The organism is Blochmannia endosymbiont of Polyrhachis (Hedomyrma) turneri (genome assembly GCF_000973505.1).
Taxonomy (GTDB): Bacteria; Pseudomonadota; Gammaproteobacteria; order Enterobacterales; family Enterobacteriaceae; genus Blochmanniella.
This window is the reverse complement of record NZ_CP010048.1, coordinates 104845-128145: the sequence shown is the minus strand read 5'-3', so window position 1 is coordinate 128145 and position 23301 is coordinate 104845. Positions and strand designations below refer to the sequence as shown.

The following is a 23301-nucleotide window of genomic DNA, read 5'->3' as shown; positions in this document are numbered from 1 at the left end:
ATACCAAAATAAAGCAATCATTTCAAATATCAACATAACACACACAACATTTTAAACAAATTTTTATCTATTTAAAAAATAAATACTATCACTACATACCTTGTAAATAAACTTTAAAACTTACACGCACTTACTAAAACAAATAATAATAACACAAACACAATTAACACGTACATACTATTTAAACACATATATCTTTATCTACTCTTTCTAACAATTTAATATTCATAGTTTTATTTAATACACGAACTTTACTAAAATGCAATAATGTACTACTTGGAATACCCTTAGATAACTCAACAATAGAATAAGATGAAAACATTCTAATATGCCCTATGTGTCGACTACTAATATCACATTCGTTAGCAATAGCCCCAACAATATGACGAACACTAAGCCCATCATCTCTGCCAAGATCAATGCGGTAAAGGTCCATGCTCCTATTTCGCGACGTACTTCTACGACTCAAAGAAGAACATTCTTTATTTGAACCTCTAGGACCAGTCAATGAAAACCGACCATGATGAATTTTACTATTATTTTTAAACTCGGACTCAATATGTTGTTGTCCCTGATCTGCAGATAATACTAATGACCTGCCGCCTTGTGCCATTTTTAATAATATTGCTGCAAGAGTCTCCATATCAAAATTATTTTGGGGTTTAATTTTATATAACAAAACACGATACTTATCCAAATCAGTACTATTTGCCAACACATGCTCAACTTGTGCAGAAAATTTAGTTAATCGACTATTAATTAATACAAGCAAAGATGGAATTTGCACTTTAGATATATTTAAATTCACACTTTTCTTAATATACCTTAATAAACGATATTCTGAATGTCTTATAAACAATAATGATCTACCTATACGACCTGCACGACCAGTACGTCCGATTCGATGTATGTAAGATAAAAAATTCACAGGGGCATCGTAATTAATGACTAATGTAACACGATCTACATCTAATCCTCGTGCTGCAACATCAGTAGCTATAAGAATATCTAATTGACCTGATTTTAAGCGCTCTAACGTCTGTTGCCTCATAACTTGATTCATATCGCCATTTAAAGCCGCACTGTTATAACCATTTTTTTCCAACATATCAGAAACTTCTATCGTGGCACCTTTAGTACGAACAAAAACAATTGCGGCATCAAATATTTCCACTTCAAGAAAACGAACTAAAGCATCATTTTTATGAAAACCACCAGACACAACCCAATAATCTTGTTTTATAGTAGTAGATATTTTTTCGTTATCTAAATATATTTCTTTAGGATGATTCATGAACTGACGTGCAATAGAACGAATTTCTTTTGGAAATGTTGCAGAAAATAAAGCAGTTTGACGATTTTTAGGTGCTTTAAATATAATGGATCGAACATCTTCTATAAAACCCATTCGTAACATTTCATCAGCTTCATCTATTACTACACTATGTAATTTTAATAATGTTAAAGTGGCCCGATTTAAATGATCTAACAATCTACCAGGAGTACCAACCACAATTTGAGGCCCTTTTTTTAGAGAACGAAATTGTATATTATAACTCTGACCACCATGCAAAGATACCACATTAACACCCTGAATATATTTTGAAAAATTCAAACAAACATCCCTAAGTTGCATAGATAACTCACGAGTCGGTGCCAAAATTAACACTTGTGGGAAACACAAAGTAGGATTAATATTCTGCAACAACGGCAGAATAAAAGCTGCCGTTTTACCACTACCCGTTTGTGCTAAACCCAAAACATCATGACCATTTAACAAATAAGGAATACATTTCTCCTGAATGAAAAAAGGCTTTACATACCCAAGATCTGATAAAGCTTTCAAAATATTTTTATTTAATCCTAAATCAAAAAAAGAAAGCTCAAGCTTCGACATATATACTTCCAAATCACATCACCACAATTATTAACAAAATATAAAACAACACATAACCAACTAACGGTATTCTCAACATAAAATTCATAAAAAAATACATAACTAAATTAAATATCTTTCATACTTAAACGAACACGACCTTGCCGATCTATCTCTAATACCTTAACTAAAATATCCTGGCCTACACTTAAATAATCATCAATATTATCCACATGATTTTTGGAAATTTGAGAAATATGCACTAAACCTTCTTTACTACCACCTAAAAGAGCAACAAAAGCACCAAAATTAACAATATGAGTAACTTTGCCAGTATAAACTACACCTATTTCAAGCTCACTTGTAATTTCTTTAATACGACGAATAGCGTGCTGTACATTAATATCACTAACAGATGCTATTTGAACAGTACCATCATCTTCAATTTCTATAGTAGTCTTGGTTTCCTCAATTAAAGAACGGATCACCGAACCACCTTTTCCAATTAAATTCTTTATCTTATCCTGATTTATTTTTATTATATGTATACGAGGAGCAAAACTAGAAATATGTTTTCGTGGCAGCTTTATAACACGATCCATAACATCTAAAACACTAAAACGAGCACCTTTCGCTTGATTTAACGCTACACCAATAATCTCATAAGTAATCTCAAAATTTTTAATGTCCATTTGCAATGCTGTAATACCATTACGATTACCAGAAATTTTAAAATCCATATCACCTAAACGATCTTCATCACTCATAATATCAGATAAAACAACAAAATTATCACCTTGCTTTACTAAACCCATTGCTATTCCAGCCACACTTGACTTAATAGGCACTCCTGCATCCATTAATGACAATGATGCTCCACAAATAGAAGCCATAGAAGACGAACCATTCGACTCAGTAACTTCTGAAACTACACGTATGGTATAAGGAAACTCATTCATGTTTGGCATGACAGCTAACATACCACGTTTCGCTAACCTGCCATGTCCAATTTCTCTCCGTTTTGGAGAACTCACTACCCCAATTTCACCTACACAATATGGTTGAAAATTATAATGCAATAAAAAACGATCAATTCGCTCACCAGTTAATTCATCAATATTTTGAGCATCACGTTCAGTACCAAGTGTTGTACTTACTAAAACCTGTGTTTCTCCACGCGTGAACAATGCAGAACCATGGGTTCGTGGCAAAATGCCAGTACGTATATCCAATTCACGAATCATCTGATAAGAACGACCATCAATACGAGGCTGACCTTGTAAAATTCGCTGCCTGACAATATTTTTTTCTATATCATGTAATATATGAGATATCTCATTTTTATCCACATTTCTATCACTTTGAGTCAATACATCAATAACTTCACCTTTAATAAAATCAATTTTTGAATAACGACTTTTTTTATCAACAATAGAATATGCATCTAAAAAACGACACCCAACCAAATTAGTTATAACTAACTGTAAATCATTATTTATTTCTCTTATTTGCACTTGACAATTTCGCTTGCCTGCCTCCATAACGAAAGCATGAATATTTTCAATAACTAACTTTTGTTGACGATGACCAAAAATGAGAGCCTCTAATATCTCCTCTTCACTTAAAAATTGCGATGCAGATTCTACCATTAATATAGAACTCTCCGTGCCAGCAATAACTAAATCCAAACGACTACGAATTAATTCATCTGTAGTAGGATTCAAAACATACTGCCCATTAACATACCCAACACGTGCCGCACCCACTGGACCAAAAAAAGGAACACCCGACAAACTCAACGCAGCTGAAGCACCAATTATTCCTAAAATATCTGGATTTATTTGTGGATTTACCGAAACCACCGTTGCAATTATTTGCACTTCATTCATAAATCGTTCCGGAAATAAAGGACGAATAGGTCGATCAATTAATCGCGATGTTAAAATTTCATTTTCAGTGGGACGACCCTCTCGACGAAAAAAACCCCCCGGAAATTTTCCAACTGAATAGCTTCTCTCCTGATAATGAACCGTTAAAGGGAAAAAATCTTGTCCTGATTGAACATCGGTATCAATTACCACAGTAACAAGAACTGCGGTATCCCCCATGCTCACCATAACTGCAGCATTTGCTTGACGAGCAATAACTCCAGTCTCTAATGTTAACATATGATTACCATACTGAAACTGTCTAATAATTGGACTGATCAAAATACCATCCTTTAATAATAAAATTTAACATCAATAAGCTAAATTAATTATGACAAAATTCTCAACACTACATAATACCATCTAACAACAAAATATTATATCACTAATTTTGTAATTACATTTATATTAAAACTCATCAAATACGACACAATAATAGTACCAAAAATCAAAATTTTACCCCATAATACTAATTTTCCAACACTACTATAATATACAATCACAATATTTGATTTAACGCCGTAAACCCAATTTCCCAATTAAATTCATATAACGACCCTTATCACTAATTTTTAAATAATTCAACAATTTTCGTCGTTGGGCAATCATACGTAACAAACCACGTCTACTGTGATAATCTTTTTTATGTTTAATAAAATGACTCTGTAAATGAGCAATACGACTCGTTAAGAAAGCCACTTGAACCTCACTGGAACCGGTATCATAAACATTATAACCAAATTGCTCAATAACTTTTTCTACTTCTTTTTTTACAATACGGTTTAACATATCAATGTCCTAAAAAAACCAAAAATAATTTAACAAATAACTCAAAAAAACAACACAAAATAATTAAATTTCATTAATTACCAGTTATATACCAATAAATAATTTGGTACAACAAATATATACACAACATCATCACTTTTTAAAAAACATTCATTTATTTTACTCTCAAAAAAAATAATCACAAGATCATTAAAAATTAAAAAATACTTTCACACAAACACATTCAAAAAATAGATAAACGATCTACTAATAAATACTTATTATCTACAATATTACCCATACCAAAGAATTTTCTGTTAACCCCTACGGTCATGCGAACTAATTTAATACCAGTAACATTAATACCAAACCCACTAATTTCTATTTTTTGTCCACATCGTAATAAACGATAAACACCTACTGAAACATTAACTTCTGGAAAATGTTTAACCATTACATCCACTGGATATAACAACGAATCAAGTTTCTCAAAATCACTGCTACTCATGTCATTATCAACGTACGTTTTTAATACTGTAACATGAATCATAAAATCAGAGGTAAAATGACCTAAAGAAGATCGTCTTAACGAGACAATATGTGCACCACATCCAAGATACTCTCCTAAATCATCCACAAACGAACGAATATAAGTACCCTTGGAACAAAATACCTCTAATTCAATATACATGTCATCCCATTGAAGCAAATTAATATTATATATATTAATCAACCTTGAACCCCTTGCGATATTTATACCATGACGCGCGTATTGATATAAAGGACGTCCACAATACTTCAATGCCGAAAACATAGGAGGCACTTGATAACTTTTTCCAATAAAAAAACTTAGAGTCTGATATAAAGATTCTTTATTTAATTTTACTGGACGAATACATATACTTCTTCCATAAGAATCATAAGTATCAGTACGTTCACCAAATTTTGCAACTACTTTATAAGATTTATCAGCTGCTAAAAAATATCGAGAAAATTTAGTAGCTTCTCCAAAACATATTGGTAACATACCAGTAGCTAAAGGATCCAAAGTACCAGCATGACCAACTTTTTTAGCTTGAAATAAAATTTTAACCTGACGTAATACAGAAGCTGATGAAATTCCAGATACCTTATCTAAAAACAACACCCCATGAACATCCCTCATAAACACTTTACATTACACCAAATATATTATATATTCTTTAATTGCAAAAAATTCTATTTAAAAAACGTCCTCAATGTCTATTGATTCACATAATAACCATTTGATAAATGTCTCTTCTCAAATGACTACATACTACTGATTTTTTTAGTTAAAACATGATAAACTTTCATTGTCTCTGATAAAGAATCATCATAAATAAATAACAATTCCGGTACTATCCGTAAAAACATCACGCGTGCTAAAGAACTACGAATAAACCCCGAAGCACCCCGTAAAATTTTTAATTTTTGATCCAACTGGTTGACAGTAATATTTCCCAAAAAAGTTACAAACACCTTCGCAAAAGATAAATCACTAGAAATATCTATCCCTAATACTGTAATTATACCTGCTACACGAGGATCTCTAATCTTAAACTGCAAAATAATAGCAATATTTTTTCGAATCTCACTAGAAATGCGACAAATACGATTACAATCTCTCACTCACATACCCTTTATTTACATTAAAACAACATTTTCAAATAACAAAATTAAATATAATCAATAAATAACAATAATTACCAATGATATACAACACAATAATCAAAAACTAAACACAAATTGTCCCAATATTATCAACATTTTCCTCAAAAATTTCAATATAATCTCCTGAATGAATATCATTGTAATTCTTTATTACTATTCCACACTCCATGCCAGCGCGAACCTCATTAACATCATCTTTAAATCGACGTAAAGACTCCACCTCACCTTCATGAACTACAATTTTCTTTCGCAACACACGAACCTTATTACGACGACGCACTACACCTTCTAAAATCATACAACCAGCAATATTACCTAATTTAGACGAACCAAAAACATTTCGAACTTCAGCGACAGCAACATTTTTTTTACAATGTCTCGGCATTAACATACCAGTAATTAATTTTTTAATATCTCGAATTAAATCATAAATAACAGAATAACAATAAACATCAACATTCTCTAATTCAATTATACGACGTGCTAATATATCAGAACGAACGTTAAATCCCAATAGTATAGAACGAGTGGCAATAGCTAACGAAACATCAGTTTCAGTAATACCACCCACTCCTGAACCTACAATATTAATTTTTACATCAGAATTAGATAAACGACTTAAAACATCGACAATAGCTTCAACTGAACCCTGTATATCAGCTTTTAACACAACGTTAAAATTTACAACTGAACCGTTTTCTAACGAAGAAATATCAACTAACGCTTGTTTAAATTTATCTTTTTTCTTTTCTTCTAACTTAACAGCACGAAATTTACCCTGTCGATATAAAGCTACCTCACGGGCTTTTCGTTCATTACGAACTACACTCATTACATCACCAGCAAAAGGAATGCCAGATAATCCAAACACTTCAACAGGCACTGAAGGACCAGCTGAATCAACATTAGAACCAAATTCATTATGCATGGCTCGCACCCGTCCAAACTCTAAACCACATAAAACAATATCACCGCACCGTAGAGTCCCTTCACGAATCAAAATAACAGCAACCGGACCCCGGCCTTTATCCAAAAAAGACTCAATCACTATACCAGTAGCCATGCCAGACCGAACAGATTTTAATTCCAAAACCTCAGATTCCAACAAGATTGCATCTAATAAAATATCTATACCAGTCCCTAATTTAGCAGATATACTAACAAATTGTGTCTCACCTCCCCATTCCTCAGAAACGACACCTTGTTGTGCCAATTCATTTCTGATACGATCAACATTAGCAACATCAATAGACTTATCAATTTTATTTAACGCTACTATCATGGGAATATTAGCGCATTTAACATGTTCAATGGCTTCAACAGTCTGAGGCATAACACCATCATCAATGGCTACAACTAACACTACTATATCTGTTATTCGAACACCTCTCATACGCATATTAGTAAACGCCGCATGACCAGGAGTATCAATAAATGTAATCATACCCTTATTAGGGATTTCAACACAATATGCCCCCATACGCTGAGTAATACCACCTGCTTCTAAATCCACTAATCTACTAGAACGTATATAATCCAACAACGAAGTTTTACCATGATCAACATGACCCATAATTGTCACAATTGGCGCTCGATGTTCAAGATGATTTAATAAAACATTACTACCAACATTAACGTCTCGATCATTCATAACCATAGATTCTAAATCGTTTTCATGACGTAAAACAACATTATGTCCCATTTCTTCTGCAACTAACTGAGCCATTTGCTGATCAATCACTTGATTAATAGTTGCCAACGTACCTAATCGAATCATTACTTGAATCACTTGTGAACTTTTTACCGCCATCTTATTCGCTAATTCTGATACAGTTATCATTTCTCCAATAACAACGTCACGACTAACAACATTAACAGGTTTCTTAAAAGCATGAGTTAAAACACTAGGCTTCCTCTGTCTATTCTTTACACCACGCACATACAAACGATGATCATCATACTCATCATATTTCATTTCAAAAAAAGAATCTTTGTGCTTTCTATTTTTTAAATTAATGTTTGCTTTATTACTTCGAGATCTAGAAAGACGAATTCGTTGACGGACACGAACACGACGATCAGTATTTATTTTCTTTTTATTACCAACAGTATGAGTTATACTAGTATCAACATCATCATATGAAACCTGCGAAGTAATATTTGTATATATTGGTTTTTCGGCTGCATCATGAACAATATTTTTAACTTTTTTATATTGATTAGATTTAAAATTTTTTATGACATCATTATCGCTCAATTTTGTTTTAATTAACGTAATATTTGACTGGTTATACTTATCTTGCATATCATTTACGACCATAGAAACACTATTTCTAGAAATTTTTGACTGCAAACAACTGTTTTTACTAAAATCAGTATCATTTAGAACATCAACCTTTTTATCTACAATTGCATTAGTATCTGTCTTTTCAATATTTTCTTGTTTAATATCATGTGATATATTTGAATTACATTGAATATACGTGCGCTTCTTACGTACCTCAACTTGAACTTTTTTACTTTTACCACCAGAACCAAAAACATTTAAAGTACTTCGTACTTTGCGCTGTAAAGTTAACTTACTTAACACACCCATCCGCTGTTGATTATAATTTATATATGTAAATAAAACATTCTTCTCCTCTTGACTAACATAATCTGAAGAAATTTTATTAATACCAATATCTGCAAACTGAGATAGTAATCGATCAATCGATATCTTAAGTTCCATCGCAAGTAACTTTACAGTCAGATCTATTGTCATTTTATATTCCTTATATATTACTAAATATCATTTATTGTATATTACCAAATATTACTCACCAACTACACTAATACGACTGTATAACTATAATACAACTGTACATTTTTAATACTGCCATACATTAACTAAACAAAACTATATATTTAATATAATTATAATTACTATTATAAAAATCTCTAAAAAGAACATAAACACTAACATCCACTAAAACATTTCATTACTTTCTTGATACTATCATCAGTAAATACAATAAAAGCCATTTCAAATATATTGAAATATCAATACGTTAAATCTTTAAACTAAATTATAATCTTTTTCTTCATCTGTAATAACTCCATTTAAAGCCTTCTGTGCCTGATCACGTAAAAAATATATCATATCTTTACTAATATTTTTGTCACCAAGACTAACCAATAACTCATTGATCGGAATATATGCTAATTCTTCCAAAGAAAAAAAACCTGATTCCACTAAAATACTTGATAGTTCTTCACTGATATCTAAACATCTACTAAACATTTTAATAGATTCATTACATTCTATTTGGCGTTTCTTTTTTAAATCTTCAACAGTCATTACATTTAATTCCCAACCACTTAATTGGGAAACTAAACGAACATTTTGTCCATTTCTACCAATAGCTTGAGCAAGATTATTGGACTCTACCGCAATATCCATCATATGTTTGTCTTCATCCACAATGATAGATACAACATCCGCAGGTGCCATAGCATTAATAACAAACTGTGCCGCATTGTCATCCCACAACACAACATCAATTCGTTCACCAGATAACTCACTCGATACAGCCTGCACCCGAGCACCACGCATACCCACGCATGCACCAATAGGATCAATTCGTTTATCATTTGTTTTAACAGCAATTTTCGCACGCGAACCAGCATCTCTAGCAGCAGCTTTAATCTCAATTAACTCTTCTCCAATTTCAGGAACTTCAATACGAAATAACTCCACTAACATTTCTGAACGAGAACGGCTAATAAAAAGTTGGGGACCACGAACTTCTGGACGTACAGAATATAAAACACCACGAATTCGATCACCAGCCCTGAAAGTTTCACCCGGCAACATCTCATCTCGATTAATTACAGCTTCCGCATTATTACCAAGATCAACACTCATACTATCACGATATACTTTTTTCACTATACCCGTAACAATACTACCTTCACGATCACGAAAATAATCCACAAGCATAGCTCGTTCAGCTTCACGTACCTTTTGTACAATCACTTGTTTAGCAGTTTGAGTAGTAATTCTATCAAATACTATGGATGACACTTTATCTTCAACATATTCATTAAGCTGTGCCGAAGGATCATCAAATTGGGCAGCCTCTAAAGTAATTTCACGAGTAGGTTGGGTAACTTTTTCTACAATTAACCAACGACGAAATGTTTCAAAATCCCCAGACTTGCGATCAATATTAATACGTACATCAACATCTCGTTCATATTTTTTTTTAGTAGCAACCGATAGAGCAATCTCAAGCGCTTCAAAAATTTTTTCTCTCGGAACACCTTTTTCGTTAGATACAGATTCAACAACAGCTAGAATTTCTTTATTCATCCCAGATGCCTCACACAAATTAATAAATACTAATAATATTTTTTAATCAATAACCTTCTTTAATTGACAAACTATACAATAAATCCTGTTTATAGTTTATGTATGTATAACGAAACAAAAAAACGAGATTTTTCCTATCTGGGAAAATACACTAAGCTTTACTTATGATGATATCAAATACGTTAATGTAAAAAAATACACACATATCCAACAACACACAACAACAGGCATATTTAAAACAATAGAACCAACGAATACTTATAAATAATACGACAAAAGTAACAATGTATCTACAAAAAAACATTGCCATATTATTTATTCTAAAATAATAATAAATTTATAAATAAAATCTTTCTAATACAGAAACGTTAGTATTATGAATTAACAAAATATTAACTTAAAATATCAAAACTATAAAATAACAAAACACAACACACTACCCAAAATAAATATAATTAAACAGAACACAAATAGCATCACTCAAACAAATCAATGCCACTACATCATACATACATGGCATGGTTGCGGGAGTTGGATTTGAACCAACGACCTTCGGGTTATGAGCCCGACGAGCTACCATACTGCTCCATCCCGCGTCTCATATCAAAACTATCAAGACATTAATTTTGATGATACGCCAATACAAATAAAAAAGCAAATTATCTTTTTCTCAATAAAATCTATACCGAGGACGGGACTTGAACCCGTACTCCCAACTGGGCACTACCACCTCAAAGTAGCGTGTCTACCAATTCCACCACCTCGGTATCTACCAACAGTATACATAATACAATTATAAACAACATTCACCACAATAACAAAAATCACACCATCAACATAAATATTACTATTTATCATATTAATACAAAAAAAATACACTAATTCATCTCACAAAACAAATATTAACATAAAAAAATTACCATAATAATGATTTGGGTATATTCTCTACTACACTGCTAACTTTAGCATCATCATGCAATTTTTGTAATGAACGACTATCATCAATACTACTATTCTCTTCATGATTATGTTGATTATTAATATTCCCTAATAACAAACTAAGAAAAAAAAACAACACCCCTAATACAGTTATTAAACGAGTCATAAAATTACCAACAAGATTAGTACTCCACCCTCCTAATGTAGACCGAACATTAAAAGCATCACCTCCAAAATCAATACCTCTCCCATGTTGCAACATAATTAATACAACTAAACTTATCGCTACCAACAAATATATTACCAAAAAAATAGTATACATATTATTTGATCCACACTATCATTATATTGTGTAAATATAAATATATTATAAATGTAATGAACTTTTTAAAAAAAACTATAAAATAATCAAACACAAAAATTAACTAAACTCATCATTAATATTTTTCAATACATCAACAATTTTGTTTGCTAAATCAGTAACTTGATTATAATACTTTCCTTCCACCATAATACGAATACATGGTTCTGTCCCAGACATTCGCAAAAAAACACGACCATCCCTTCCTAATTCATTCTTAACTTCTTGAATAATATTCCTAATCACACTATATTTCAAAGGATCACCAGAACATACAAAAGGAACGTTTAACAAGACCTGAGGGAATAAATAGATCCCTTTACATAAATCATATAAACTAATTTGATTATTAACCATCGCTAATAAAACTTGAAGACACGCGATAATAGCATCTCCAGCAGTAGATTTGTCTAAAAGAATAATATGCCCAGAATTCTCTCCACCAATATACCATCTTTTTTTTTGCATCATAGAAAAAATAGAACGATCACCTACATTAGAACGTACAAATGGAACGCCCAATGTTTTTAACGATAACTCTAAACCCATATTACTCATCTGAGTACCAACTACTCCTCCAAACAACTGGGAACTCCTATATCTGTCACGAGCAATAATATACAATATTTGATCTCCATCCACTTTATTACCTAAATGATCTACCATAATTACCCGATCAGCATCACCATCATACGCAATACCCAAATGAGCTTTTTCTTGTATCACCAAATTTTTCAACTGACGAATATCAGTAGTTCCACATTCCTTGTTAATATTAATGCCATTTGGTTGGCAATTAACACACTGCACGGTTGCACCAAGTTCACATAACACATTAGGAGCAACATAATATGAAGCTCCATTAGCACAATCTAATACAATTTTAAAATCTCTAAGAGTTAAATCACTTGGAAATGTCGCTTTACAAAATTCAATATAACGAATCGCAGCATCAACAATATAACTCGACTTGTTAAATCCTACAGAATCAACAACATAATTAAAAGTTTTTCTATTATCTATTTCTAACTCAATTGCTTTTTCAAAATCAAAAGATAATTTCACACCCTTCATAGAAAAACATTTCACACCATTATCATAAAACGGATTATGAGAAGCGGAAATTACAACACCAGCCATAGCACGAAATACACGAGTTAAATATGCTATAGCCGGAGTAGGTATAACACCGCTAAACATAACAGATACAACACCGGAAGACAATAAACCAGCCACTAAAGTAGCCTCTAACATATGACTAGAAATACGCGTATCCTTTCCAATAACTACTGTATTTAACCCATTCTTAGACAGTACACGACCAATCGACCAACCAAGCTTAAAAATAAATTCCGGAACAATAGGAAATTTTCCAACTTGCCCACGAATTCCATCAGTACCGAAATATCTATTTCGACCCATATGAAAAAATTTTCCTGTTTTCTTGAATCGTAGCACGAACAATTCGAAGAGCTTCTATAGTCTCTTTAACATCATGCACACGAAGTATTTGTACACCCTGCATAGCTGCAATAACCGCAGATGAAATACTAACAATTAATCTTTTACGGGGAGGAGTATCCCCAAACACATCTAACATTGATTTTCTTGATATACCAACCAATAATGGTAACTTAAAATGACGAAAACTCATCAAATTTGCTAATAATTTATAATTATGAAATAATGTTTTACCAAAACCAAAACCAAGATCAATCAATAAACGATTCCTGCTAATTCCAAAAAATTCACACCTATTGATTTGTTCTACAAAATAATCATTAACTTCCTGAACAACATTATTATAACGGGGGGATTTTTGCATGTTATCTGGAGAACCTTGCATATGCATTAAACATATTGATAACTTAGGATAATCTAAAAAAACCTCCATCGTTCCTGGTTTACTTAAAGAACGAACATCATTAATTAAATGAGCCCCAACTTCTGCACTTTCACGCATCACCAAAGCCTTTGAAGTATTTACAGAAATAAAAACATCAAAACGTCTAGATATCTCATCCACAACAGGAACAACACGACAAAGTTCCTCATCTTCATCAACTTCAATAGAACCTGGACGGGTAGACTCACCACCAACATCAATAAAATCAGCCCCTAAACGCACCATATTAGCAACATGATCAATCGCCTTATCAATAGAAACGTACTTCCCTCCATCAAAAAACGAATCTGTCGTACAATTCAAAATACCCATAACTTGTATTTCAGAAAAACTCAAAACGCTATCATTTATAATGTATTGTTGCATCATTCTTCAGACGTTGCTCTCCACATTATAATTAAAAAACAATAAATACAATCCCGCCATAATAGCTCAAAAATATATAACGATTAATTATTAATTAAATCCGAATCACTTCTTCTAGAAGAAGTATCAACTACGCCCTCATGATCATTATGAGGAAATACAGTTTTTTTAACAGAACCAATCTCTTCCTCATCATACCAATCATCTGGATGTCGTATTAACTTTCTACTCATTAAATCTTCAATTTGATTCGAATCAATAGTTTCATATTTCATTAATGCATCCTTCATAGCATGTAATATATCTATATTTTCTAAAAGTAAATCACGTGCACGATTATAATTACGTTCAATTAAAGATTTTATCTCTTGATCTATAATACGTGCCGTCTCATCAGACATATGCTTTGCTTTAAGTACGGAACGACCTAAAAAAACTTCTTCGTCTTCCTCGGAATACAATAATGGACCAAGCTTATCAGAAAAACCCCACTGGGTTACCATATTGCGAGCAATAGAAGTAGCAATTTTAATATCATTAGAAGCACCGGTTGACACTTTATCAACCCCATAAATAATTTCCTCTGCAAGACGACCACCATATAATGTAGAAATTTGACTCTCTAATTTTTGTCGACTAGCACTAATTACATCTGCTTTAGGTAAAAAAAATGTCACTCCCAAAGCACGACCACGAGGAATAATAGTCACCTTATGAACTGGATCATGCTCAGGTAATAATCGACCAATAATTGCATGACCAGATTCATGATATGCGGTCGATTCACGTTGCAACTCAGTCATAACCATAGAACGCCGTTCGGCACCCATCATGATTTTATCCTTAGCCTTCTCAAACTCTATCATAGAAACCACATTTTTGTTATCACGTGCAGCAAACAATGCAGATTCATTTACAAGATTCGCTAAATCTGCACCAGAAAATCCAGGAGTACCCCGAGCAATAACTAATACATCCACATCTGATGACAAGGGTACATGACGTATATGCACCTTTAATATTTGCTCACGACCACGTATATCAGGCAAACCAACTATTACCTGACGATCAAAACGACCAGGACGTAAAAGAGCTGGATCTAATACATCTGGACGATTAGTAGCAGCTATTACAATAACACCTTCATTACCCTCAAAACCATCCATCTCTACCAACATTTGATTTAATGTTTGCTCTCGTTCATCATGCCCACCTCCTAAACCAGCACCTCGTTGCCGACCAACTGCATCAATTTCATCTATAAAAATAATACATGGTGCGGACTTCTTGCCCTGTTCAAACATATCTCTAACTCGCGAAGCTCCTACCCCCACAAACATTTCTACAAAATCAGAACCAGAAATAGTAAAAAATGGCACTTTAGCTTCACCTGCAATAGCCTTAGCCAAAAGAGTTTTACCAGTACCAGGAGGTCCTACCATCAAAACACCTTTCGGGATTTTTCCACCTAATTTCTGAAAACGACTAGGTTCTCGCAAATAATCTACTAATTCACTAACTTCCTCCTTAGCCTCATCACAACCAGCAACATCAGCAAAAGTAGTTTTAATTTGATTCTCTGTTAACATACGTGCTTTACTTTTACCAAACGACATAGCTCCTTTACCACCACCTTGCATTTGACGCATAAAAAAAATCCATACACCAATCAATAACAACATCGGAAACCAAGAAATAAAAATAGATGCTAATAAACTCGGTTCTTCTGTAGGTTCACCAACTATCTTAACCTTCTTACTCAAAAGCATATCTAACAATTTAGGATCATTAACAGGAATATATGTAATATATCGCGTACTATCTTTTTTAACTACATTAATCTCACGACCATTAATACGTGCCTCTTTGATTTGATCTTGACTTAATTCAAATACAAATGTTGAATAATCAACCTTACGACTATTTGAATCGCTTGGCCCAAAATTTTGAAATAATGACATTAATACCACTGCAATAACCAACCAAAGAACTAAATTCTTCGCCATGTCGCTCAAAAGATTCACCTCATAAAATAATTAGCATATACGGGCGGGAATTATAATTTATTATATCCTTTTGCAACAATATATACCTCACGAGAACGTATATTAGAAGCATCAGGTTTACGAATTTTAACTGTATGAAATAAAGAACACACATTCCCTAAATATTCATCAAAACCTTCTCCTTGAAAAATTTTTACTAAAAAACTACCGCCAAATATCAAAATACACTTACACACTCGCAAAGCCGCCTCTCCTAAATCTATTGATTTAGATACATCAATATTAGCTATGCCGCTAAGATTTGGAGACATATCAGATAAGACAATATTTACTTTTTCGTTATTTACTAAATTAATTAACATATATAACATATTCGAATCACAAATATCCCCTTTTAAAAAATAAACACCACTAATTCTATCCATGGGTAAAATATCACAAGCTATAATACGTCCATGTTGACCTAATTTTCTTCTTACATATTGTGACCAACCACCAGGAGCTGCCCCGAGATCTACCACACTCATCACAGGATAAAACAAAGAATCAATACGATCTATTTCACAAAGCTTAAACCACGCACGAGACCGCACCTGAATCTGTTTTGCTCGTTTAACATATTGATCATTACAATGTTCTTGTAACCACTTACTATGCCTAATATGTGAAAAACGTTTAAATTTTTTCATCCATTTTTAAAAATTATACAAAAATCACACTTATAAAATAAACTACAAAAAATATATAATATAATAAAATTCCAATTTTAACATATTACTCAAAAGTATAATTACAACATGATATAAATAATTAATTTATTTATTCAATAAAAAATATTATAACTAAACCAATAACAAATTATTCTAAATTATACCAAAAAAATAAGCATTAAAATATATTTCAGCTGCAATGAACATTGAACTCAATACAATTTATTCATAAAAAATAAATCAAAATCTAAATATACTCATAATTGGTTGCATTTTAACATCGAGATACATCATGTGTATAAAATATTTTGTCAATTTTTACATACTGAATACAAAATTCCAAACATTATATAATACACAAAAACATTATTTTAAATATTCTAAGTATAAAAAATTCATCCACGACAAACATCAATAAATTATGTTACCCATATTTATTAAATATTATATAACTTTCTACTAATCATATAAACGATCTTAATAACAAATTCCTATAAATACTCCACCTTAAGTATTTCATATCCCACATTTCCTCCAGGTGTATTTATCATAACAATATCACCCTCTTCTTTACCAACTAACCCTCGGGCAATTGGCGAATTAATAGAAATCATATTCTCTCTAAAATTCGCTTCATCATCACCCACAATACGATATGTCTTCCGATCTTCCGTATTTAAATTTTCAATGCTGACAGTTGCCCCAAACACCACTCTGGTACTTGGAGATAATTTACTAATATCAATAATATGCGCATGAAAAAGTTTTTCTTCTATTTCTTGAATGCGGCCTTCACAAAAACTTTGTTGTTCACGAGCTGCATAATACTCAGCATTCTCTTTTAAATCACCATGTTCACGAGCTTCAGAAATATCTTTAATAATTAAAGGCCTTCGTACATTTTTCAAAAAATATAATTCCTTTCTTAACTGTTCAGCACCACGTAAAGTCATCGGAGTCTTTTTCATAATTAACCTCCATATAAATTACTGCACCTAAAAAAACAAAATACTCACAATACTATCAACCCATGCAAAAATACCCAATTATCAATAATAAAAAAAGTTAAAAATCAATTGACATTAAAACAACGAGAACTATTTTTATATTAAAAACATGTAATCCCAATCTATAAAGATTTAATAATATGGGTCTTATACTTACTAAAAAAATTACAATAATAACTGTTTAAAAGTCATGCAATATAATCAATATACATGCACATACAAAGATGTAAAACAATTAACCACAAATTAATCCTTCAAATAAAAAATAATCTAAAACATTTCATGGTTTTACACATTAAATACTCTACAAAACATAAACCAAAAATAACATAAATAGAAAAATAATTTAATATAAATTAATTCACACATACTTATGAAATTTATCTAATTTTATTCAAAATATATATCACATAGCATAAACAACAAAAATCAAACTTAAACAATAATAAAAATTATATCATCACTGATGCTAAAATTATTCATATAAACATGTCAGCCATTTACACATATCTAAAAAAACATCACTATGTAATATACTAATACACTAAAAATACTTAATAAAAAATATATCTTTAATTCTTTAATTAAGTATGACAATATACAATACGAATAAACAAATAAATTAAAGTAAATTAACTCAACGTTAATAAAATAATTATAAATAATTTAAAACACATTCTAATCACTTATCTCTATAAAAATAACCAAATAATACCTACACATATTTTATAAACAACCAAATACAAAAACACACCTACAATTACTACAAAACAACACACACAATACATGGTCAACTATACTTTTATACTTTAATGTAAATTAATACAATTTACACATCACGATATCAATTAAAATACTTAATAAAAACATGCTATCTTACAGAAGACTAATACATAATTTAATTTAATAATCCAACTTCTTTAATATATTCATCAATCATTAATAAATTTAATTAAATCTAAACATAACTCTTTAAGACCAAATTGATTTTTTGAAGAAATCAAATAATATTTATTCTTCCAATCTAAAGCATGTAGAATACATCTAACTTTATCGTTCAATTCATTAATACTTAATAAATCAATTTTATTAAAAATTAACCAGATCGGTTTACAAGCCAATTCTCTACTATAAGACTTTAATTCACTCATAATAATTCTAACATTATCTAAAATTACAGAATATTCAATAGGAACAATATCAATAATATGTAACAACATACGACAACGTTGCAAATGTTTCAAAAAAGATATTCCAAGTCCTAAACCAACACTAGCCCCCTGAATTAAACCAGGAATATCCGCTATCACAAAACGATCGCCATTAACATATACCACCCCTAAACATGGAAATAAAGTAGTAAAAGGATAATTCGCTACTTTAGGTTTAGCAGCAGATACAGCACGAACAAAAGTAGACTTCCCAGAATTAGGCAACCCTAACATTCCTACATCTGCCAACAATAATAATTCCAACCTAATATCACGCTGATTTCCAGAACATTCATGACTTTTAGAAGAAACACCTAAAAAATCTACTAATTCTTGATACGTACTATACTTTTTTCTATTACGAAATTTCCCACACCCTAAAGACGAACACACACCCCCTTTAACTATCATTAACTCATCACTATCAAACACTAAATCAGCAATTAATTCATTAGAACTTCGATCATACACCCGTGTCCCTATCGGAACACGAATAAAAACATCTCTCCCAGACCTCCCTCGACAACCACGACTTCGACCATTTTGACCATGTTCAGCAAAAAAACTCCTTTTAAACGAAAAATACTCTAACGTATTCAAATTTCTATCAGTGATTAACCAAACATTTCCTCCATTTCCCCCATAATTGACAAAATATCGACAACCACCTCTTTTCTGTTTTTTAAAATGCACAACAGTACTTCCAGCATTACCAGATCTCACAACAATATCAGCGGTGTCAATAAATCTCATATACAACTTCTAAAAAAATATCTCTAATTAACACAATTACATATATATAACATAAACCTACATAACATAAACTGTAAATTTAAATAAAATAACATTTAATATCCACTAAAATAAACACAACACAACAACAAAAACTAAAATATCCATAATGATATAATTTGATATACTAAACAAGAATAATGATGCACATCATTAATAATTAATACTAATACATATTATTCATCATGCTATTTCACTAGATCGATTTATAATCCATAATACTTGTTTGACAGTATAAAAAAATATAAACACATAAAACAAAAAAATTTTAAAAAACACCCCATCGACAATTTGCGTCTACATTAATCAATTAATAATTAATAATATTAACTAATTTTCGGCGCATTACTTTACTTCTCACAAATTGCACTCTTCCATCCCGCAAAGCAAAAATAGTATGATCTCTACCACAACCTGTATTTTTACCAGCATAAAATTTATTACCCCTCTGACGAATAATAATACTACCCGCTGTAACAAACGCCCCCCCAAAACATTTAACACCTAACCGCTTACTTTTTGAATCTCGTCCATTACGAGTAGATCCACCAGCTTTTTTCTGTGCCATACAAAACACCCCATAATTAATTATACATTTAAAAAATTCAAAATAATATTTAACATCATTTTTTAAAATAAAAAATCATGTAACACTAATAGTATTAATTTTTACATCAGTGAAAAATTGTCGATGTCCCTGAAATTTTCGAAAATGTTTGCGACGCCGAAACTTAATAATCATAATTTTCGAAAAACGACCATGCCTCACAACCTCCCCAAGAATATTACATGACATAAGAAAAGGTCTACCAAATTGAACACCACCTGTATGAGCAATCATCATTACTTGATTACATTTAAACATTTCCCCAACCGGAAGATCTATTTTTTCCAATCGAACAACTGTTCCTATACTAACCCGATATTGCTTTCCACCATTTTGAAATATTGCGTACATAATAAAATATCTCACCTTTGAAATTTATAATTATCACTACTACACTACTAAATTAGTAATAATATATTACCTACACTAAATCAACACGATTATATTAACATAAATAAATTTTAAACATCATTATCCTATGTGTTACATACATACAAAAAAATAAACTAAATACTCAAAATAACTTATTGAAATTTTTAATGATTCAAAATATAAAATACAAAAACACCATATATTTTTCCAATAAAATATTTTAACAATACTCTTAAAATAATATAATAATCTCAAAAAAAACTATCATAAAATAAAATACATAACAACATACATAACACATATGAACCGTAATGAATTTTAAAAAAATTGCAAATTTAACTGCACAAGATATGAGATCTGTTAACAAAATAATCAATAATCAATTAAATTCTAAAATTCCTTTAATTAGTAAATTGACTTATCATATTACCAACAATGGTGGTAAACAATTGCGACCAATGATTGTTATTTTAACAGCTCAAGCACTTAAATACAAAAAAAAACAACATATTACGATTGCAGCACTCATGGAACTTATCCATATCGCTACACTACTACACGACGATGTAATAGATAAATCAAATATCAGAAGAGGTAAAAAAACAGCTAACACAATCTTTGGAAATTCTGCAAGTGTTCTAGTTGGCGATTTTATCTATACTAAAGTACTTAAAATCTTGGTGACAATCAAATTTCCACGAATACTACAACTAATATCTAAAACAGTGCACACTATTGCAGAAGGAGAAATTTTACAATTAACACAACGTAACAATCCAAACACTACAATCAAAACATATATGGAAATTATTTATAAAAAAACCGCTTGCTTATTTGAAGCATCTGCACAATCTTCCGCAATTTTAATAAATGCAACCCGCAATCAAGAATTGGCATTACGAAATTATGGTCGATATTTAGGATTTGCGTTTCAACTTATTGATGATATGCTTGATTATAATACAAACAATAAAAAACTAAAACAAAACATAGGAAATGACCTTAACGAAGGTAAAGCTACTTTCCCACTATTACATTCCATGCAATATGGAACAAAAAAACAAGTATCAATTATTCAAAAAGCTATTCAACAAGGCAACAATAAACTACTTGAAATCATTCTTAATACTATGCACCAATATAATTCATTAGAATATACAAGACAATATGCCAACATGCAAGCAAAAAAAGCGATAACAGCACTAGAATGCTTAACGCCATCACCACACTTAAATGCATTAAAACACTTAGCATATATAATTATACATCGTGATTTTTGAAATTTTTAATCCACTAAATACTAAATACACAAAACAATATACATATTAACTCAAGGATAATAAAATATTTAAATTAACAATAACTACCGACGTTACATTGTAATTATATACAAAACATGATACATAGTAAAGACAAACATTTACGATTTTATGATCGTCAATTAGAGAAATTTTAACAATTTACTTCATGACATTCCTGTTTTTCATGCAAATATTTATAACTTGTTCATAAAAATTTGCATATTAATAAAAATTTTATAAAAAATATAAATTAATTCTTACACACATGTTCATTACTATTTCTAAAAAAAATTCTTAACAAAATATCTTAATATCTTATTAATACTATGCAACAACACATCAGACATACTTAAATACAAAATAAAAATAGACATTATATCAATTAAATATATAAAATATTCGACTAAAAATAAAACATTATGTTATAATTTAATTATTAATTTTTTTATTTATATCACCTCCATCATGATATTCTATGTTAATCAGTAACTATAGATACAAAAAAATTACTTGCTGCTAAAAATAAAATCCATATAAGGCTGATTTATGAATTTAAACAAAATACCCGCAGGGGAAAATATACCAAATGATATTTATGTAATTATTGAAATATCAGCTTTTAGCAAACCAATAAAATACGAAATAAATAAACAAACTGGCGTAATATTTGTCGATCGGATTATGTATTCCACCATGTTTTATCCATGCAATTATGGTTTTATTAATAAAACACTATCATCAGATGGCGATCCTATCGATGCTCTGGTTATCACACCATATCCCATACAAGCAGGATCAGTAATACGCTGTCGACCAGTAGGAATGTTAAACATGACTGATGAAATGGGTGAAGATAACAAAATAATAGCAGTACCACACCAAACATTAACAGAAGTTTATCAAAACACTAAAGATATTAACGATATTCCACCTATATTAAAAAACCAAATTATACATTTTTTTAAATATTACAAAAAGTTAGACGCTAAAAAATGGTCAACAATAGAGGGTTGGGAAAACGCCAAAGCTTCTCAAAATGAAATTTGTACTGCCGTACAAAGAGCATTATTAAAATAAAATAAATCAAAAAAAACAAAAAACCATA

The 23301-nt window shown here is 30.9% G+C and carries 16 protein-coding genes, 2 tRNA genes and 2 pseudogenes; 2 read left to right on the top strand and 18 right to left on the bottom strand.

What is annotated here, in order from left to right; genetic code table 11:
• Positions 1-181: 181 nt before the first annotated feature.
• The 18 genes and pseudogenes from BTURN675_RS00510 to rplU all read right to left on the bottom strand — a co-directional run bounded on the left by BTURN675_RS00510 (position 182) and on the right by rplU (position 20874).
• Complete coding sequence (locus tag BTURN675_RS00510; protein WP_052722566.1) at positions 182-1897, bottom strand: DEAD/DEAH box helicase; 1716 nt, start codon at positions 1895-1897, stop codon at positions 182-184.
• 107 nt (positions 1898-2004) lie between these two features.
• Positions 2005-4086, bottom strand: a complete 2082-nt coding sequence (gene pnp / locus BTURN675_RS00505; RefSeq protein WP_046288643.1) for a polyribonucleotide nucleotidyltransferase — start codon at positions 4084-4086, stop codon at positions 2005-2007.
• Between the two features lie 231 nt (positions 4087-4317).
• The gene (gene rpsO / locus BTURN675_RS00500; protein ID WP_046288642.1) at positions 4318-4593 is read right to left on the bottom strand and encodes a 30S ribosomal protein S15; all 276 of its coding nucleotides are present in this window, start codon (positions 4591-4593) and stop codon (positions 4318-4320) included.
• 223 nt (positions 4594-4816) lie between these two features.
• Positions 4817-5737, bottom strand: coding sequence for a tRNA pseudouridine(55) synthase TruB (gene truB / locus BTURN675_RS00495; protein ID WP_046288641.1), 921 nt, complete (start codon positions 5735-5737; stop codon positions 4817-4819).
• Between the two features lie 125 nt (positions 5738-5862).
• Positions 5863-6222, bottom strand: a complete 360-nt coding sequence (gene rbfA, locus BTURN675_RS00490) for a 30S ribosome-binding factor RbfA (RefSeq protein WP_046288640.1) — start codon at positions 6220-6222, stop codon at positions 5863-5865.
• A gap of 106 nt (positions 6223-6328) precedes the next feature.
• The gene (gene infB, locus BTURN675_RS00485) at positions 6329-9028 is read right to left on the bottom strand and encodes a translation initiation factor IF-2 (RefSeq protein WP_046288639.1); all 2700 of its coding nucleotides are present in this window, start codon (positions 9026-9028) and stop codon (positions 6329-6331) included.
• Between the two features lie 312 nt (positions 9029-9340).
• Positions 9341-10618 (bottom strand): annotated as a pseudogene (gene nusA, locus BTURN675_RS00480) (transcription termination factor NusA); the annotation flags it as partial.
• A 519-nt stretch (positions 10619-11137) separates the two neighbouring features.
• A tRNA-Met gene (locus tag BTURN675_RS00475) sits at positions 11138-11214 on the bottom strand.
• A gap of 87 nt (positions 11215-11301) precedes the next feature.
• Positions 11302-11385: transfer RNA gene (locus BTURN675_RS00470), tRNA-Leu, on the bottom strand.
• A 149-nt stretch (positions 11386-11534) separates the two neighbouring features.
• On the bottom strand, positions 11535-11879 hold the full coding sequence (gene secG / locus BTURN675_RS00465; protein ID WP_046288638.1) for a preprotein translocase subunit SecG: 345 nt from the start codon (positions 11877-11879) through the stop codon (positions 11535-11537).
• A gap of 99 nt (positions 11880-11978) precedes the next feature.
• On the bottom strand, positions 11979-13340 hold the full coding sequence (gene glmM, locus BTURN675_RS00460) for a phosphoglucosamine mutase (RefSeq protein WP_046288637.1): 1362 nt from the start codon (positions 13338-13340) through the stop codon (positions 11979-11981).
• Positions 13327-14193: a dihydropteroate synthase gene (gene folP / locus BTURN675_RS00455; RefSeq protein ID WP_082086672.1), complete on the bottom strand. Its 867-nt coding sequence runs from the start codon at positions 14191-14193 to the stop codon at positions 13327-13329. Before folP ends, glmM begins: the two co-directional genes overlap by 14 nt.
• Before the next feature lie 188 nt (positions 14194-14381).
• Positions 14382-16196: pseudogene (gene ftsH, locus BTURN675_RS00450) on the bottom strand (ATP-dependent zinc metalloprotease FtsH); the annotation flags it as partial.
• A 50-nt stretch (positions 16197-16246) separates the two neighbouring features.
• Positions 16247-16885, bottom strand: coding sequence for a 23S rRNA (uridine(2552)-2'-O)-methyltransferase RlmE (gene rlmE / locus BTURN675_RS00445; protein WP_046288636.1), 639 nt, complete (start codon positions 16883-16885; stop codon positions 16247-16249).
• 512 nt (positions 16886-17397) lie between these two features.
• A complete protein-coding gene (gene greA / locus BTURN675_RS00440) occupies positions 17398-17874 on the bottom strand; it encodes a transcription elongation factor GreA (RefSeq protein ID WP_046288635.1) in 477 nt (158 codons plus the stop codon).
• 971 nt (positions 17875-18845) lie between these two features.
• The gene (gene cgtA / locus BTURN675_RS00435) at positions 18846-19877 is read right to left on the bottom strand and encodes an Obg family GTPase CgtA (protein ID WP_046289075.1); all 1032 of its coding nucleotides are present in this window, start codon (positions 19875-19877) and stop codon (positions 18846-18848) included.
• Between the two features lie 349 nt (positions 19878-20226).
• Positions 20227-20484: a 50S ribosomal protein L27 gene (gene rpmA / locus BTURN675_RS00430; protein ID WP_046288634.1), complete on the bottom strand. Its 258-nt coding sequence runs from the start codon at positions 20482-20484 to the stop codon at positions 20227-20229.
• Positions 20485-20559: 75 nt separating this feature from the next.
• The gene (gene rplU / locus BTURN675_RS00425) at positions 20560-20874 is read right to left on the bottom strand and encodes a 50S ribosomal protein L21 (protein WP_046288633.1); all 315 of its coding nucleotides are present in this window, start codon (positions 20872-20874) and stop codon (positions 20560-20562) included.
• A 332-nt stretch (positions 20875-21206) separates the two neighbouring features.
• Between rplU and ispB the strand changes: the two genes are divergently transcribed.
• Positions 21207-22175 carry an octaprenyl diphosphate synthase gene (gene ispB, locus BTURN675_RS00420; RefSeq protein ID WP_046288632.1) on the top strand — a complete coding sequence of 323 codons (969 nt, stop codon included), beginning with the start codon at positions 21207-21209 and terminating at the stop codon, positions 22173-22175.
• A 567-nt stretch (positions 22176-22742) separates the two neighbouring features.
• Positions 22743-23273 (top strand): inorganic diphosphatase, encoded by a 531-nt coding sequence (gene ppa / locus BTURN675_RS00415; protein WP_046288631.1) that lies wholly within the window; start codon positions 22743-22745, stop codon positions 23271-23273.
• Positions 23274-23301 lie beyond the last annotated feature (28 nt).